Below are 14,532 nucleotides of genomic sequence, written 5' to 3'. Positions count from 1 at the left end.
CCCCGGGGAGCCGTCCGCAGTGCGTCGGTCGACGGCGCGTCAGGCGTGGACCGCCGACGGGCCGACCGGGACTACCAGCCCCAGCCGCCGCCCTGGCCGTCGTCGTCCGTGCTGCTGTCCCAGCCCTCGCCGACCTTGCGCAGGATGGTGTAGTGGTCGATCTGCTGGCCGGTCTCGGTCAGCGCGGTGACCTTCATGGTCGACTTCTGCCCCAGGTGCGCCGGGGTCACGTCGACCTTGATGAACGAGTAGCCCAGGTAGCGCACCCGGGACCACTCGACCGTCTCGGCGGCCTTCTGCTTGCCCTTGGCGTTGTAGTAGGTCTGGACGGAGTCGACCCGGTTCTCGTGGCCCTCGTAGGTCTGCGGCGCGCCGAAGCTGTACAGGCTGCGCCCGGCGGCGCCGGCGGTCACGTAGACCACGCCGTCCTTCGCCGGCTCCAGGGTGGCCCCGCTGGGGACCGCCTTGGAGACCTTGTTGCCGAGGATCGCGTCGGTCCGCTCGTAGACGTGGTTGTGACCGTTGATCACCAGGTCCACCCGGTACTTCTCGAACAGCGGCACCCAGGCCTCGCGGACGCCGCCGTCCGAGGCGTGCGCGACCGTGGTGGAGAAGGCGCAGTGGTGGAAGAAGACCACGACGAAGTCGATCGTCTCGTCGTTGCGGAAGTCCTTCAGGGTCCGCTCCAGCCACTTGGTCTGGCGGCCCGCGGTGATGCCCAGGTTGGCCGGGATCTCGTAGCTGACGTCGTTGGCGTCCAGCGAGATCACGCCGACGTTGCTGTAGCGGAACGAGTAGACGCCCGGGGCCGTGCGCGGGTCGGGCCCGTTCTCGGGCAGGAACCAGCGCGCGTCCTCGCCGCCGTAGCCGTTGTGCGAGTACCAGGCCTCCATGTCGTGGTTGCCGTAGGCGACCATCCACGGGACCTTCGCGGCCACCCGCTCGGTCTGCACCAGGAAGGCGTCCCAGGCCGTGGCCTTGAAGTCGGCCTTGTCGGCGTCCACGCCCTGGCCGTCCGGGTCCGCGTAGCAGATGTCGCCGGCGTGCAGGTGGAAGGCCGGGTTCTGGGCCAGGATCACGTTGTCGTTGTTGGCCGCGTGCGCGCTCACGCCCTGGTCGCCGAAGGCGGTGAAGGTGAACGGCTCGTAGACCTTGCCCCAGCGGTGGTCCCGCGAGGCGGCGGTGCGGAAGGTGCCCAGGGTGGAGATCGCCTGCTGGGCGGCCGGCTCGAAGCCCTGGTGGCCGACACCGTAGTAGTAGGTGGTGTCGGGGCGCAGGTCCTCCAGCGCCACGTGCAGGTAGTACTGGTCCACCGGGGTCTGACCGGGCACCAGCGCCGGGGTGTGCAGGGCGCGCAGCTCGGCCTCGACCTTGTGGCTCAGGTCCCACGGGGTGGTGCCGTAGCGCAGGAACGGCTTCTTCACCGGCACCGGCACCTGCCAGGAGATCCGGAACTGGGTGTCCGGCTCCGGGCCGAACTGCAGGTGCCGGCCGACCGGCACCACCTGCGAGCCGTTCACGGCCGCGGCCGCGTCGCCGAGCAGGGTCGGCGAGGAGGGCGCGGCCGCGGAGGCCGTGCCGCTGCCCAGCACCCCGCCCACGGCGAGCGCGCCGACCGTGACCGCGCTGCCGCGCAGCATCCGCCGCCGGGAGAGCTTGCTGCGCAGGTACTCGTGCTGCTCCGCCATGCTCATCCGGGCAGCGAGCTTCTCGGGTACACCCATGTTCGGAATATCCATGGCTCCACCACATCGGCGCGGCATGGCGAACGCCCGGCCCACCGGAGAACCGTAACCGAACAGTAGGTGAGCAGACGTCAGCTGTGGTGTGTCGTCCGCGTGCACCCGTCAATCTGGGTCGGCGGCACCGGGCCGTCGGCCCCTACCGGTCGCGGGTCACGCTCCAGGCCGGCAGGTGCTCGAAGAACGCCACCGCCTCCGGGCGCCAGCGGCCGTGCCAGTCGGCGGCCAGGGCGGCGGCCCGGTCGGCGTGCTGGGCGGCGTCGCGCTGCAGGGCCCGGTCGATGCCGTGGGCCCGGGCGAGGGTGCGGATCCGGTCGAGCGTGTCGTCGGTGCAGTCGGGGTTCCCCAGCGCCGTGTCCAGCAGGGTGCGTTCGGCCTCGTCCGCGGCGGACAGCAGGGCGCTCACCGCGTAGCTGCGGCGGCCCGCCCGGATGTCGGAGCCGGGGGACTTGTCGAGGGTGGCGGGGTCGCCGAACAGGTCGAGCCAGTCGTCGTGGAGCTGGTTGGCGGTGCCCACCGCGGTGGCGTAGGCGCGCAGGTCGGCGTCGTACGGGGCGAGGTCGGCGCCGGCGGCGAGCAGGCCCAGCCGCAGCGGGGCCAGCACCGAGTAGCGGGTGGACTTGTACTCGGTGACGGTGTGCAGCAGCCGGGTGTCCGGGGCGGGGTCGAAGTCGCGTTCCAGGTCGAGCAGTTGCCCGGCCACCGTGGTGGCCCCGGCATCGGCGTGGACGGCGGCCATGGCCAGCGCGCGGGCGGGCGGCAGCTCGCCGGTCAGCAGGACCCGCACGGACAGGAAGGCCGCGAGGTCGCCGGCCAGCACGGCCAGGGCCAGCGCGGTGTCCGGCCGGTCGGGGAACTCTCGGCGGTAGGCGTAGTACGTGGAGGGACCGCCGCGGCGCAGGGGTGCGTCGTCGATGAGGTCGTCGTGGATCAGCCCGTGGGTGTGCAGCAGTTCGACGCTGATGGCGGCGTCGTCCAGCCCGGGCACCGCCTCCCCCGTCACCAGTGCGGCGGCCTCGTGCAGCAGGGCCACCCGCAGCCGCTTGCCGCCGCGCAGCGACAGCTCGCGCACCAGCTCCAGCGCGCGGGCGGGGAACCTGCCGGTCGGCGGCAACTCCGGCCCGCCTGCGGCGGGGTCGGCCAGGGCGGCGAAGTGGGCCGCGAAGCGGGACTCGAACCGGTGCTGGTGGGCGGCCGCGCGGTGCAGGGCGGCCCTGAGGGCGTCGTTCACCGGCCAAGACTCCCACTTCCGACCCGCCCCCCGGGCACCAGCCCCCGGCCGTCCGCAGCCGATGCGCCCCGCCGGTGCCGCCGACCGGGTGAACGCCCGCGGTGCCCCGCCGCGGCCCGAGGCGTCGCCGGTGCGGGCGCCGCCGCTTGTGGTTGCCTGGGCTTCACTCGCGGGTCAGGGGGGCACGACGCTCACGGAAGGCACCGATGTCACACCACCTCAGCGGACCCAACCTGCGCTCTCCCAAGGACGATGCCCGGCTCGACCTGACCGACCTGTTCGTCTTCCCGGCCGCCGAGGCCGGCCGGACCGTCCTGATCATGAACGTCAACCCGTTCGCACCGACCCAGGGCACGGCGTTCCACCCGGACGCGGTCTACCGGATCAACGTCGACACCGACGGCGACGACGTCGCCGACCTCGCCTACAGCTTCGTCTTCTCCACGCCCGTGGTCGGCCGGCAGACGGTCACCGTCCACCGGGCGACCGGGCCCGACGCGAGGGACCACATGCCCGGGGGCACGGCGATCTTCCCCGAGGCAGCGGTCGCCTTCGGCGCCGAGCCGAACACCGTGGAGAGCGGCGGCTACCGCTTCTCGGCCGGCCTGCGCAGCGACCCCTTCTTCGCCGACCTCGACGGCATCGTCGACAACTTCCGGTGGACCGGCAACGACTTCGGCATCGACAAGAACGTCTTCGGCATCGTGCTCGAAGTGCCCGACGCCGAACTCGGCGACGGACCGATCGGCGTCTGGGCCCGGGTCAGCCTGCGGCAGAACGGGCAGCTCGTCTCCGTGGACCGCGGCGCCCACCCGTCCCTGACGGCCTACTTCAACGCCGAGGAGGCGAAGGAGAAGTACAACGCGGGCGAACCCGCCGACGACTGGGACACCTACCGGGAGCCCTGGACCGCGGTCCTCGCGCACACCGGCGGTTACAGCACCGAGGAGGCCGAGCGGGCCCTGCGCACCGTGCTGCCGGACGTGCTCCGCTTCGACCGCACCCGGCCGACCGCCTACCCCAACGGCCGCACGCTCACCGACGACGTCACCTCGGCCCGCCTCGCCATGGTGTCCGGCGGCCGGATCACCGACGACCACATCGGCCCGCACACCGACCTGCTGGACACCTTCCCCTACCTCGGTCACCCGCACCCGGCCCCGTAGCCGGGCGCTGCTCGGCCGAGCGCCGTCCGCCCCGAGCGGGCGGTCGGCGCTCAGTACTCGCCCTTGATCACGAAGAACGAGCCGCGGATCTCCCCGGCCAGCTTCGACTTCTGACGCGCGAACTTGAACCGCGACGCCAGCTCCTCGGGGACCTCCATGCCCTCGGAGAGCTTGAAGCCCACCGCGCGCTTCGCGCCCTGCTCGATCCCGTACAGGACGTTGACGGCCAGGCCGGACTCGTAGAACACGTACGCCATCCGGGACCCGCCCGCCTCGAAGGAGGTCACCTCCAGGGCGGGGGAGGTGATGACCAGGTCGCGCTCCTCGGCGAGGATGCGGGTCACCAGGTCCAGTACCTCCGGCGCCTCGGCCGCGGGCCGCACCGTGAACACGTGGTCGTACTTGTTCTTGAAGTAGCGCGCCTCGTTCGCGCGCAGCCCGGCGAGCCGCTCCGCGACCGGGGACGACTCCAGGCCGGTGGTGGACACGTTCTGGAAGTCGACGGCGTAAGACACTGGTTCCTCCTGATGACGGTGCCCGGTGGCGGGCCACCGGTGCCGGCTCCCCCGGCGATGTGTCCACGCTAGGTCCCGACGCCGCGTCCCGACTTCTCGGATCCTGATCGATCGGGCCCGGAGCGGTCGCCGCCCGACCGTGCCGGGTGCGGTCCCGCTGCCCGCACCTGCCGTCGGCGCAGCTGAGCGCACTGCCGCCGCCCGGAAATTCCCGTGACGCGACTCTTGACGTGCCCCTCGGGAAGCTGCCACTTTTGCACAACACTGATTGAAACCACTACGCATAGCGCAGGTTAGAACATTCAGTGTCGACATTGGCAGGTCCTGACACTTGTCGGCGTGGTCCTCCCCCACCCCCTGCGGACCACCCGCTCCCCCACCCCGCACACCGCCCGAAGGATCAAGTCCTCCCATGGCAGAACTGAACCGTCGCCGCTTCCTCCAGCTGGGCGGCGCCACCGTCGCGTTCTCCGCGTTGTCGCAGAGCATCGCGCGGGCCGCCGCCATCGCCCCCCGGGGCACCACCGGGACCGTCCAGGACGTCCAGCACATCGTCGTGCTGATGCAGGAGAACCGGTCCTTCGACCACTACTTCGGCACCATGAAGGGTGTGCGCGGCTTCGGCGACCCGCGCCCGGTCACCCTGCCCAGCGGCAAGTCGGTCTTCCACCAGGCGAACTCCTCGGGCACCGAGGTGCTGCCGTTCCGCCCCCAGGTCAACGACCTCGGCCTGCAGTTCGTCCAGGACCTCAACCACGACTGGGCCGGCGGCCACCAGGCCTTCAACAGCGGCAACTACGACCAGTGGGTGCCGGCCAAGTCGGCCACCACGATGGCGTACATGACCAGGGACGACATCCCGTTCCACTACGCGCTGGCCGACGCCTTCACCATCTGCGACGACTACCACTGCTCACTGCTGAGCTCCACCGACCCCAACCGGTTCTACATGTGGAGCGGCTGCGTCGGCAACGACGGCACCGGCGGCGGTCCGGTGCTCGGCAACCAGGAGGCCGGCTACGGCTGGACCACCTACCCCGAGCGGCTGGAGCAGGCCGGCGTCTCCTGGAAGATCTACCAGGACATCGGCGACGGCCTGGACGCCGCCCACGGGTGGGGCTGGATCAGCGACGCCTACCGCGGCACCTACGGCGACAACTCGCTGCTGTACTTCACCAACTACCGCAACGCCCAGCCCGGCAGCGCGCTCTACCAGAAGGCCCGCACCGGCACCGACGTCAAGGCCGGCGACGGCCTGTTCGACCAGCTCAAGGCGGACGTCGCGGCCGGCACGCTGCCGCAGGTCTCCTGGATCGTCGCCCCCGAGGCCTACACCGAGCACCCCAACTGGCCCGCCAACTACGGCGCCTGGTACGTCTCCCAGGTACTGGACGCGCTGACCGCCAACCCGGACGTGTGGGCGAGGACGGCGCTGTTCATCACCTACGACGAGAACGACGGCTTCTTCGACCACGTGGTCCCGCCGTACCCGCCCGCCTCCGACGACCAGGGACTCTCGACCGTCTCCACCGCCTTGGACTACTTCGCCGGCGACGCCAGTTACGCGGCCGGCCCCTACGGTCTCGGCGTCCGGGTGCCCATGCTGGTCGTCTCGCCGTGGAGCACCGGCGGCTACACCTGCTCGGAGACCTTCGACCACACCTCGATCATCCGGTTCATGGAGACCCGCTTCGGCGTCCAGGAGCCCAACATCTCGCCCTGGCGGCGGGCCGTCTGCGGCGACCTGACCTCCGCCTTCGACTTCACCACCTCGAACACGGCCCCGGCCGCACTGCCCTCCACCGCCGGCTACCTGCCGCCCGACGGCACCCGCCACCCCGACTACGTGCCCACCCCGCCCGCCACCGGCGCCGTCCCCGTGCAGGAGGCCGGCAGCAAGCCCACCCGCCCGCTCAAGTACGCGCCCTACGTGGACGGTTCGGCGAACACCAGCACCGGCAAGTACGCCCTGACCTTCAGCGGCGGCACCACGGCCGGCGCCCAGTTCCTGGTCACCGCCACCAACCGCACCGACGGCCCGTGGACCTACACCACCGCAGCCGGCACCACCGTCACCGACACCTGGAACACGTACTACTCCGGCGGCGTCACCGACCTCACCGTGCACGGCCCGAACGGCTTCCTGCGCCGCTTCCGCAACCCCGCGACCACTCCCGGGCCGGAGGTCACCGCCCGGCACGACGCGGCCACCGGCAACCTGGACCTGACCTTCACCAACGCGGGCAGCGCCACCGCCACCCTCACCGTCGCCAACGCCTACGCCGGCGCCCCGCAGACGGTCGCGGTGGGCGGCGGCGCCACCGTCACCCACACCGTCAACCTCGGGACCTGCCGCAACTGGTACGACGTGACCGTCACCTCCACCGCCACCACCGACTTCGTCCGCCGGTTCGCGGGTCACGTGGAGACCGGCGTCCCCGGCCTCACCGACCCGGGCATCGCCACCGCCTGACCCCGGCGGTGCGGTGCCGTCACCCGGCCCGGTCCGGCACCACGGACCGGGCCGGGCGGAACCCGACGTCGTCGATCCGGTAGGTCGGGTGGCTGCGCCGCCGCACCGAGGCCCGGCAGCTCCAGTGCTCGTCGGCCCAGCCGCCGCCGCGGAGCACCCGGTAACTGCCGTACACCTCGGCGTCGTAGACGTCCCAGCACCAGTCCCACACGTTGCCCAGCATGTCGTACAGGCCCCAGGCATTGGGCCGCCGTCCGCCCACCGGGTGCACCCGCTCGCCCGAGTTGCCCCGGTGCCAGGCGACGTCGTCGAGCGGGCCGTACCGCGGGCCGGTGCTGCCCGCGCGGCACGCGTGCTCCCACTCGGCCTCGGTGGGCAGGCGGTACCCGTCGGCCCGGGCGTCCCAGGAGGCCGTCCCGGCGCCGGCGTCGAACGCGTACGCCGGCGTCAACCCCTCCTGCCGGGACAGCGCGTTGCAGAACCGGAGGGCGTCCCACCAGGAGACGCCCTCCACCGGCAGACCGTCGCCCCGGGCGGTGCTCGGCCGCTCACCGGTGACCTGCGCGTACCGTGCCTGCGTGACCGGGCCCGCCGACAGCAGGAACGGCGCGACCTCGACCTGCCAACTGCGCTGCGTCCGCCGGTCCGACAGCGTCACCCGTCCGCCCGGAACGGCCACCATCTCGTTCTCCGCCCCCGTGTCCACAACCGGCCACCCTACCCCCGGCTCCGGTCGGCGGCGGCCGGCGGCAGGCGCACGGGCGACGCCCCGTCAGCGGTCCCGGCCCGCGCGCCGCCGGTGCTCGTCCAGCGCCTGCCACACCTTGTCGCGCAGGAACGGCGCCTCGGTGAAGCGGATGCCGGTGGCGTCCCGGAGCGCGTTGGCGAAGGCCGGCGGCACGGGGTTGAACGGGCTCTCGGACATCGACTTGGCACCCAGCGGGCCGATCGCGTCCGAGGTGTCGGAGAAGTGCACCTCGGTGCGCGGCACGTCGGCGAAGGCGGGCAGCCGGTAGCGGCGGAACGCGGCGGTGGTGACCTCGCCGCGGTCGTCGAGGAGCACCTGCTCGAACAGGGTCGCGCCGAGGGCCTGGGCCACCCCGCCCTCGACCTGCCCGCGGCACTGCAGCGGGTTAATCACCTTGCCCGCGTCGGCGCCGTGGACGCTGCGCAGGATCCGCATCTCGCCGCTGTCCGGGTCGACCGCGATGCGGAACCACTGGGAGTTGAAGGCGATCGAGCGCGGCGAACCGCCGAAGTGGCCGTCGGCGCTCACCTCGACACCCGCGGCGCGGGCGGCCTCGAACACCTCCTTGAGCGGCACGATCCGCCCGTCGCACTCCACCGCCTCGGCGGTGAGACGGAGTTGGCTTCTGGGGGTGCGGGCGTACTCGGCGGTGAAGGAGAGGATCCGTTCGGCCAGCGCGTTGGCCGCCTTCATCACCGCCTTGCCCGCCACCACCGTTCCGGCCGAGCCGAACGCGCCGGTGTCGTGCTTGACCAGGTCGGTGTCGGACTGGCGGATCGCGATCCGGTCGACGGTGGTGCCGAGCGCACCGGCGGTGATCTGCTTGTGCACGGTGGTGGTGCCGTTGCCGAACTCGGCGGTGCCGACCGCGATGTCGTAGCTGCCGTCCTCCAGCAGTTGCACGGTGGCGTCGGCGATGTGGCCGCCGGGCGGGCCGCAGGCGATCGCCGACATGGCGAAGCCCTGGCCCACCAGCCATCCCTCGGGGGCGAGTTCGGCACTGGTGTCGTTCTCCAGGGCGGTCCGGACGACCCCGAGGCACTGGTCGAGGCCGTAGCTGGCGATGTGCAGGTCCTCCTCCTCGCCGAGCGGGCCCTCCATGTGCTCGCCCGGGCCGATGATGTTCTTCTCGCGCAGCGCCAGCGGATCGATCTCCAACTGCCGGGCGAGCTCGTCCATCGCCGACTCCACGGCGAAGGTGACCTGGCCCAGCCCGTAGCCGCGGAAGGCCCCGGCGGGCACGCCGTTGGTGTAGACGGAGTACGCGTCGACCTTCTTGTGCGGCGCGCGGTAGACGCCCATCGACTCGCCGACGCTGTGGAACATCACCGCCGGCCCGTGGTTGCCGTAGGCGCCGGTGTTGGCGACGACCCGGAACTGAAGGGCCGTCAGCGTGCCGTCCCGCCGGGCGCCGAGCTTGACCGTGATGGTGAACGGGTGCCGGGTGGTGGCGCCGTAGAACTGCTCGGCCCGGGTGAACTCCAGCTGCACCGGCCGGTGCAGCCGCAGCGCGGCGAGGACGGCGATGTCCTCGGTGAGCATCTCCTGCTTGCCGCCGAACCCGCCGCCGACCCGGCCCGCGACCACCCGGACCTTCTCCATCGGCAGGTCGTAGAGGTCGCACAGGGCGCGCCGGGTGAGGAACGGCACCTGGGTGGAGGACCGGACCACGATCCGCTCCTCGCCCGTCCCCTCGGCACCCCCGCCCTCCCCGGCCGCCTCGAAGGAGACCACGCACCCGTGGGTCTCCAGGCTGGCGTGCTGCACCCGCTGGGTCCGGAACGTCTCCTGGTAGACCACGTCCGCCTCGGCGAAGCCCTGCTCGACGTCGCCCGTCTCCCCGTGGGCCTCGCCGCAGACGTTGTCCCCGGCGCGGGCGATCCGCGACTCCGGTCCCTTCGGGTGGATCACCGGGGCGCCCGGCGCCATCGCCTCCTCGGGGTCGAGGACGTACGGGAGTTCCTCGTACTCGACGACGATCCGCCGGCAGCCCTCCTCGGCCGCGCCCTCGCTCTCGGCCACCACGGCGGCCACCCGCTGGCCGACGAAGCGGACCACGTCGTCCAGGACCCGGGTGTCGTCCGGGTCCTCGGTCGGGTGCTCGTGCCGGGCCGAGGAGTAGAGCTTGTCGGGGGCGTCCTCGTGGGTGAGCACGGCGACCACGCCGGGCACCCGCAGGGCCGCGGAGGTGTCGATGGCGACGATCCGGGCGTGCGGGTGCGGGGAGCGCAGCAGCTTCATGTGCAGCAGGCCCTCGACCTCGACGTCGAAGGTGTACCGGGCCGTGCCGGTGACCACCTGCGGGCCGGCGGGCGCGCCGAGGCTGCGGCCGACGGCCTGGCCGGCGCACGGCCGTTCGGTGTGCTGGACGCCCCGGACGGCGTCCTCGATCGCCCGGTAGCCGGTGCACCGGCACAGGTTGCCCTTCAGCGCCCGCGGCAGGTCCGCGCGCTTCTCCTCGTCGAAGGCGGCGGCGGAGGTGGTCATCAGCATGCCGGCCGTGCAGAAGCCGCACTGGAAGCCCTGGGCGTCCAGGAACTGCTGCTGCATCGGGTGCAGTTCGCCGTCCTTGGCCAGTCCCTCGACGGTGGTGACCGCACGGCCCCCGGCGCGCAGCGCCGGGTAGAGGCAGCTGTGCACGGGCTCGCCGTCGACCTGGACGGTGCAGGCGCCGCAGTCACCGGCGTCGCACCCCTTCTTGACGCCGAACCAGCCGCGCTCGCGCAGGTAGGTGCGCAGGCACTGGCCCGCTCTCGGCTCGGCGTCGAACGCCTCACCGTTGACCTGGATGCTGAAGCTCATCGTCCGGCCTCCTCGACCAGTTCGCGGCGGATCTCCTCGGCGAAGCGGAACGTCATGTGGCGCCGCCAGGCGGGGAGTCCGTGGATGTCGTCGAAGTACTCCTCGGGCCGGACGCCGTGCTCGACCGCCTCGCGCACGGCCTCCCGGTTCGGCGGGACGGCGAAGCGCAGTTGGATCGGCCGCACCGTCGAGGCCGTGACGGTCAGCGACAGTTCGCCGTCGATGGGGTCGCGCGCGCCGATCAGCAGCGCGCCGGACCGGCCCAGGCCGTAGAGCGAGGCCTGCCGGAACGCCGTCCGGCTCGCCAGCGCCCGGGCGGGCAGGGTGACCGAGCGCAGCAGCTCGCCCGGCCGCAGGTCCTTGACCCCGGCTCCCCGCACGAAGTCCTTGGCCGGCACCTCCCGGACGGATCCGGACGGGGACAGCAGCCGGCAGACGCCGTCCAGGGCGGCGGTCAGCGAGATCATCGGTCCGGCGGGCAGGCCGTTGCAGAGGTTGCCGCCGACGGTGGCCATGTTCCAGATCTTCCAGGAGGCCAGGAAGGCCCGGCAGCACTGCTCGAACAGCGGGGCCGCCGGCCAGTCCGCCCGCCCGGCGAACCGGGACAGCTGGGCGATGGTGCAGGTCGCCGCGATCTCCAGGCCACCGGTCGGAGTGAGCCGGACCGGCTCCCAGCCCATCCGGCTCAGGTCCAGCAGCCGGCGGACGTGCGGCTGCGGCTCCGAGAACAGGTACGTCCCCCCGCCCAGCCAGGCGTCCCCGGGCCGCCACGTGCCGCGATTCCGCGCGTCACGCATCTCCACCACCGTGTTCAGGTCCACCCGCCACCACCGTCCTGTGCCGATCACTAGGGCGATTGAAGCAATGCGCGGCGGCCGGAACGAGTGGCGTGCGGCACCACAGGTCGGCGGCCGATTTGGTGGATCACCCAGCCCGGACCGCTCGGGCACCCGCGAGCCGTCCCGCCCGACATGCCTCGCATCTGCAAGCTGATACCGACGAGTAGGTGGGTATCTGCGCGATCACCGGGGTACCACCACGACAGCCTGGACCCGCTGCCACAGGGAGAAGCCGATGAGCAGACCCGACGCGCCTGCCTCCGTCCGCCTGCACGGCCTGCTGGCCGAGCCGACCGAGCTGACGGTCGCCCAGTTGCGCTCGCTGCCCTCGCACCACGTCGAGACCCGGTTCGACTGCCTGGGCAGCGGGGAGCGGCGGCACGGCTTCGAGGGCCCCCGGCTGTGGGACGTGGTGCGCGCGGCCCGCCCGCGGGTGGACCTGCGCGGGCGCAAGGAGCGCCTGCGCTTCCTGCTGAGCGTCACGGGGACGGACGGGCACCACGCGGTCGTGTCCTGGGCGGAGATCGACCCCGAGTTCGGCGGCCAGCAGATGCTGCTCGCCACCAGCATCGACGGGGCGCCGCTGGACACCGCGGGGCCGCACCTCGTGGTCCCCGGCGACTACTGCGGCGCGCGGTACGTCAGCGGGATCACCGAGGTGTGGGTCGGCCCGTTCGAGCGGTGAGGCCGGTCCGCGCGCCGGGGCCCGGGGTGGCCGCTCCTGACGGTGTCACGGGCGTTCGGCGTACTGGAGCACGCCGCCGACCGAGAAGCAGAGGGCGCCGGTCAGGGTGCCCCAGTTGGCGATGTCGGCGTTGACCATGCTGCCGGTGGCGGGGCGGGTGTAGGCGGCGAGGGCCGAGACCATGAACAGCACGGAGCCGAGCTGGTTGACGGCGACGATCCACCAGCCGAGGCCCCGCCGCCGGCCGGACGGGGGCCGGTCGTGGCGGATCTCCAGGAAGCCGAGGTGCCCGGCGATCAGGAAGAGCACGCACCCGATCACGTCGGGGGTCCAGATCAGCCGGTTCACCTGCTGGGTGGTCAGGCCGGTCAGGAACGAGTCGAGCAGGTTCACGCCGAACACCAGGGTGCCGGCGAAGAGGACGAAGGCGCCCAGCCAGTCGACCCGCGTCGGCTCGTAGCTCCACCAGCGCCACCGGCGGGTGAGCAGTCGCCCGTCCCCGCCGGGGTCGTGGCGCGGGGCGTTGACCACCTGGAGCAGGGAGACGTAGCCACCGGTGGTGAAGAAGAGGCCGCCGACGAAGTAGATCGTGGCGCAGGTGGTGGCGTCGCCGTCGCCGAGCTGGGCGACCGCGGCGCCGGCCGCGAAGAGGGCGCCGCCGAGGACGAACGCGGTGGCCGCGATCGCGTTCAGCCTGCGCAGCCGGGCGAGGGCGACCTCGTCGGCGCCGGTGCAGAGCCGGTCGGGCTCCCCCGGCCGGTGCCGGGCGATCAGCCCGCGCCGCCGGGCCGCCCGTGACTCCCAGACCGCGGTGCCGCCACCGGGCGGGTGCCAGGTGAGCCGGGTGGTGAACGGTCCCGTACCCTCGGCGCGCTGCGCTGGCTGTCCCACGGGCCGAGCCTAGGCCCTCTCTTTCGGATCCTGTCGGATCAGCGCGCGGTGGTGGGCGCCCGGCTGGGCGTGCCGGCGGATCGTCCATGTACTGGGGTCGTACGTGGATCAGCGCGCGGCGGTGGGCGCGAGCACGCCGCCGGCCGTGCGTCAGCGGGACACGAGCTTGCCCGAGCTGCGCCAACTGAGATGTACCGCGCGGCGGAACGGGGGCGGAACGATCCGGCCAGTCTGGCACCCGGCACCGTGTGCGCCGGGTGACCGGGTCCGGTCACCAGCAGCGACGGGCCTCGCCCGCCCGACCCGCTCGGCGCTCGCCGACCGGCCCTCCCCCGGCGCCGGCGCCCCGCGAAGGCCGGGTGGTTAGCGCCCACTCGATGACCGGCGACCGTCCTGGACCGGCCGCCCGCCCACGGTTGCCGCACGGTCGGTCACCCCTGTTGCGCAAGGTGACCAGACGGACCGGTGCGATGGCTGAAATTCATTCTGGCTAACGTGCAGCGGCTCTGCCAGTGTTGCGCCGCGCCACCGAGCAGCCTGTCGGGCTGCGGAGGTGAGCGGCCTGCGGAGGCGTGTGGGCGCCTCCCGGATCGGGTCCGCGCTCACGACCCGCCGTGCGCGGACCCGATCGCCGTCGTATCGGACCTCTCCTCCGGGGAAGAAGACAATGGATCTCAGGAAGTTCGTGGTCGCCGCTGCACTCGGCGCCACCGTGATCACCGCCGTGCCCGCCCTGGTCGCACCGCACCCGGCCGCCGCCGACTCCTGCTACGACGGGCTGACCTCCTGCACGGACGACCCCAGCGACCCCGGCGACCCGGGCACGGGCGACCCGGGCACGGGTGACCCGAGCGGCGGCGACACCGGCGGCAGCCTCGACGTCAGCGACGGCAACGTCGGCGACCAGGTGGCGACCCTCCCGCCGGTCGTCATCACCGGCAAGCGCAGCCCGATGCCCAGCTACCCCGCCGACCCGGGGATCCCGTCGAGCTACGGCGGCGGCGGGGGCGGCGGCAGCGCGCCGGGTGCCGTCGTCTACAGCAAGGGCAAGACCTGGAACGTGCCGCAGAACTGCTACCGCAACACCTCCGCCTCGGTGGCCAAGCTCAGCGAGACCGCCACCTACCAGGTGACCTACCAGGTCAGCACGAACCTCTCGGCCACCGCGGCGGAGGTGCTCACCGCCACCATCGGCACCCAGCTCAACTCCTCGATCACCAAGACCTACGGCATCGAGGTCACGCTCAACCCGGGGCAGAGCTGGACGCTGAACGTGGAGTACCAGACGGTGGTCTACGCGATCACCACGCAGAACTTCCTCGGCCAGAGCAGCACCGAGTACGTGAACGTCACCGAGCCGACCGGCGTGCTGACGGGCTCCTCCTGCTGATGCCCCACCGTGCCACCACGGCGGCGGGGGGGGGGGGGGGGGCGGCGGGG

General features: G+C 72.6%; 11 protein-coding genes. 4 read left to right on the top strand and 7 right to left on the bottom strand.

Features of this window, described 5'->3' with window-relative positions:
• Positions 1 to 71 precede the first annotated feature (71 nt).
• Together ACFW1A_RS28555 and ACFW1A_RS28550 are read right to left on the bottom strand one after the other, a co-directional pair.
• Entirely contained in the window at positions 72 to 1,724 is a 1,653-nt protein-coding gene (locus ACFW1A_RS28555) for a fibronectin type III domain-containing protein (protein ID WP_380413578.1), read from the bottom strand.
• A 157-nt stretch (positions 1,725 to 1,881) separates the two neighbouring features.
• The gene (locus tag ACFW1A_RS28550) at positions 1,882 to 2,973 is read right to left on the bottom strand and encodes a polyprenyl synthetase family protein (protein WP_380413576.1); all 1,092 of its coding nucleotides are present in this window, start codon (positions 2,971 to 2,973) and stop codon (positions 1,882 to 1,884) included.
• Between the two features lie 206 nt (positions 2,974 to 3,179).
• Between ACFW1A_RS28550 and ACFW1A_RS28545 the strand changes: the two genes are divergently transcribed.
• Positions 3,180 to 4,139 carry a DUF4331 family protein gene (locus ACFW1A_RS28545; protein WP_380413574.1) on the top strand — a complete coding sequence of 320 codons (960 nt, stop codon included), beginning with the start codon at positions 3,180 to 3,182 and terminating at the stop codon, positions 4,137 to 4,139.
• A gap of 50 nt (positions 4,140 to 4,189) precedes the next feature.
• Here ACFW1A_RS28545 and ACFW1A_RS28540 read toward each other — a convergent pair whose 3' ends face one another.
• Positions 4,190 to 4,654, bottom strand: a complete 465-nt coding sequence (locus ACFW1A_RS28540) for a phage tail protein (protein ID WP_380413572.1) — start codon at positions 4,652 to 4,654, stop codon at positions 4,190 to 4,192.
• Between the two features lie 412 nt (positions 4,655 to 5,066).
• Between ACFW1A_RS28540 and ACFW1A_RS28535 the strand changes: the two genes are divergently transcribed.
• Positions 5,067 to 7,127 (top strand): phosphocholine-specific phospholipase C, encoded by a 2,061-nt coding sequence (locus tag ACFW1A_RS28535; RefSeq protein ID WP_380413570.1) that lies wholly within the window; start codon positions 5,067 to 5,069, stop codon positions 7,125 to 7,127.
• 19 nt (positions 7,128 to 7,146) lie between these two features.
• Here ACFW1A_RS28535 and ACFW1A_RS28530 read toward each other — a convergent pair whose 3' ends face one another.
• The 3 genes from ACFW1A_RS28530 to ACFW1A_RS28520 all read right to left on the bottom strand — a co-directional run bounded on the left by ACFW1A_RS28530 (position 7,147) and on the right by ACFW1A_RS28520 (position 11,498).
• Positions 7,147 to 7,809, bottom strand: coding sequence for a formylglycine-generating enzyme family protein (locus ACFW1A_RS28530; protein ID WP_380413580.1), 663 nt, complete (start codon positions 7,807 to 7,809; stop codon positions 7,147 to 7,149).
• 90 nt (positions 7,810 to 7,899) lie between these two features.
• Positions 7,900 to 10,677: a molybdopterin-dependent oxidoreductase gene (locus tag ACFW1A_RS28525; RefSeq protein WP_380413568.1), complete on the bottom strand. Its 2,778-nt coding sequence runs from the start codon at positions 10,675 to 10,677 to the stop codon at positions 7,900 to 7,902.
• Positions 10,674 to 11,498 carry an FAD binding domain-containing protein gene (locus tag ACFW1A_RS28520; RefSeq protein ID WP_380413566.1) on the bottom strand — a complete coding sequence of 275 codons (825 nt, stop codon included), beginning with the start codon at positions 11,496 to 11,498 and terminating at the stop codon, positions 10,674 to 10,676. Before ACFW1A_RS28520 ends, ACFW1A_RS28525 begins: the two co-directional genes overlap by 4 nt.
• Positions 11,499 to 11,751: 253 nt before the next feature.
• Between ACFW1A_RS28520 and ACFW1A_RS28515 the strand changes: the two genes are divergently transcribed.
• Positions 11,752 to 12,201: a molybdopterin-dependent oxidoreductase gene (locus ACFW1A_RS28515; RefSeq protein ID WP_380413564.1), complete on the top strand. Its 450-nt coding sequence runs from the start codon at positions 11,752 to 11,754 to the stop codon at positions 12,199 to 12,201.
• 45 nt (positions 12,202 to 12,246) lie between these two features.
• Here the strand turns inward: ACFW1A_RS28515 and ACFW1A_RS28510 are convergent, their stop codons facing one another.
• Entirely contained in the window at positions 12,247 to 13,092 is an 846-nt protein-coding gene (locus tag ACFW1A_RS28510) for a hypothetical protein (RefSeq protein WP_380413562.1), read from the bottom strand.
• 667 nt (positions 13,093 to 13,759) lie between these two features.
• Here ACFW1A_RS28510 and ACFW1A_RS28505 point away from each other — a divergent pair.
• Positions 13,760 to 14,482: a DUF6426 family protein gene (locus ACFW1A_RS28505; protein ID WP_380413560.1), complete on the top strand. Its 723-nt coding sequence runs from the start codon at positions 13,760 to 13,762 to the stop codon at positions 14,480 to 14,482.
• Positions 14,483 to 14,532: the final 50 nt, after the last annotated feature.

The sequence above is a fragment of the Kitasatospora sp. NPDC058965 genome (assembly GCF_042741245.1).
Lineage (GTDB): Bacteria > Actinomycetota > Actinomycetes > Streptomycetales > Streptomycetaceae > Kitasatospora.
Note: the sequence above shows the minus strand (reverse complement) of the source record. Positions and strands in the feature narration are given on the sequence as shown.

Bases quoted from the DNA above. Each gene is read 5' to 3' on its own strand.
- ACFW1A_RS28555 (WP_380413578.1), bottom strand. From the start codon at position 1,724: ATGGGTGTACCCGAGAAGCTCGCTGCCCGGATGAGCATGGCGGAGCAG.
- ACFW1A_RS28545 (WP_380413574.1), top strand. From the start codon at position 3,180: ATGTCACACCACCTCAGCGGACCCAACCTGCGCTCTCCCAAGGACGAT.
- ACFW1A_RS28535 (WP_380413570.1), top strand. From the start codon at position 5,067: ATGGCAGAACTGAACCGTCGCCGCTTCCTCCAGCTGGGCGGCGCCACC.
- ACFW1A_RS28530 (WP_380413580.1), bottom strand. From the start codon at position 7,809: ATGGTGGCCGTTCCGGGCGGACGGGTGACGCTGTCGGACCGGCGGACG.
- ACFW1A_RS28525 (WP_380413568.1), bottom strand. From the start codon at position 10,677: ATGAGCTTCAGCATCCAGGTCAACGGTGAGGCGTTCGACGCCGAGCCG.
- ACFW1A_RS28515 (WP_380413564.1), top strand. From the start codon at position 11,752: ATGAGCAGACCCGACGCGCCTGCCTCCGTCCGCCTGCACGGCCTGCTG.
- ACFW1A_RS28505 (WP_380413560.1), top strand. From the start codon at position 13,760: ATGGATCTCAGGAAGTTCGTGGTCGCCGCTGCACTCGGCGCCACCGTG.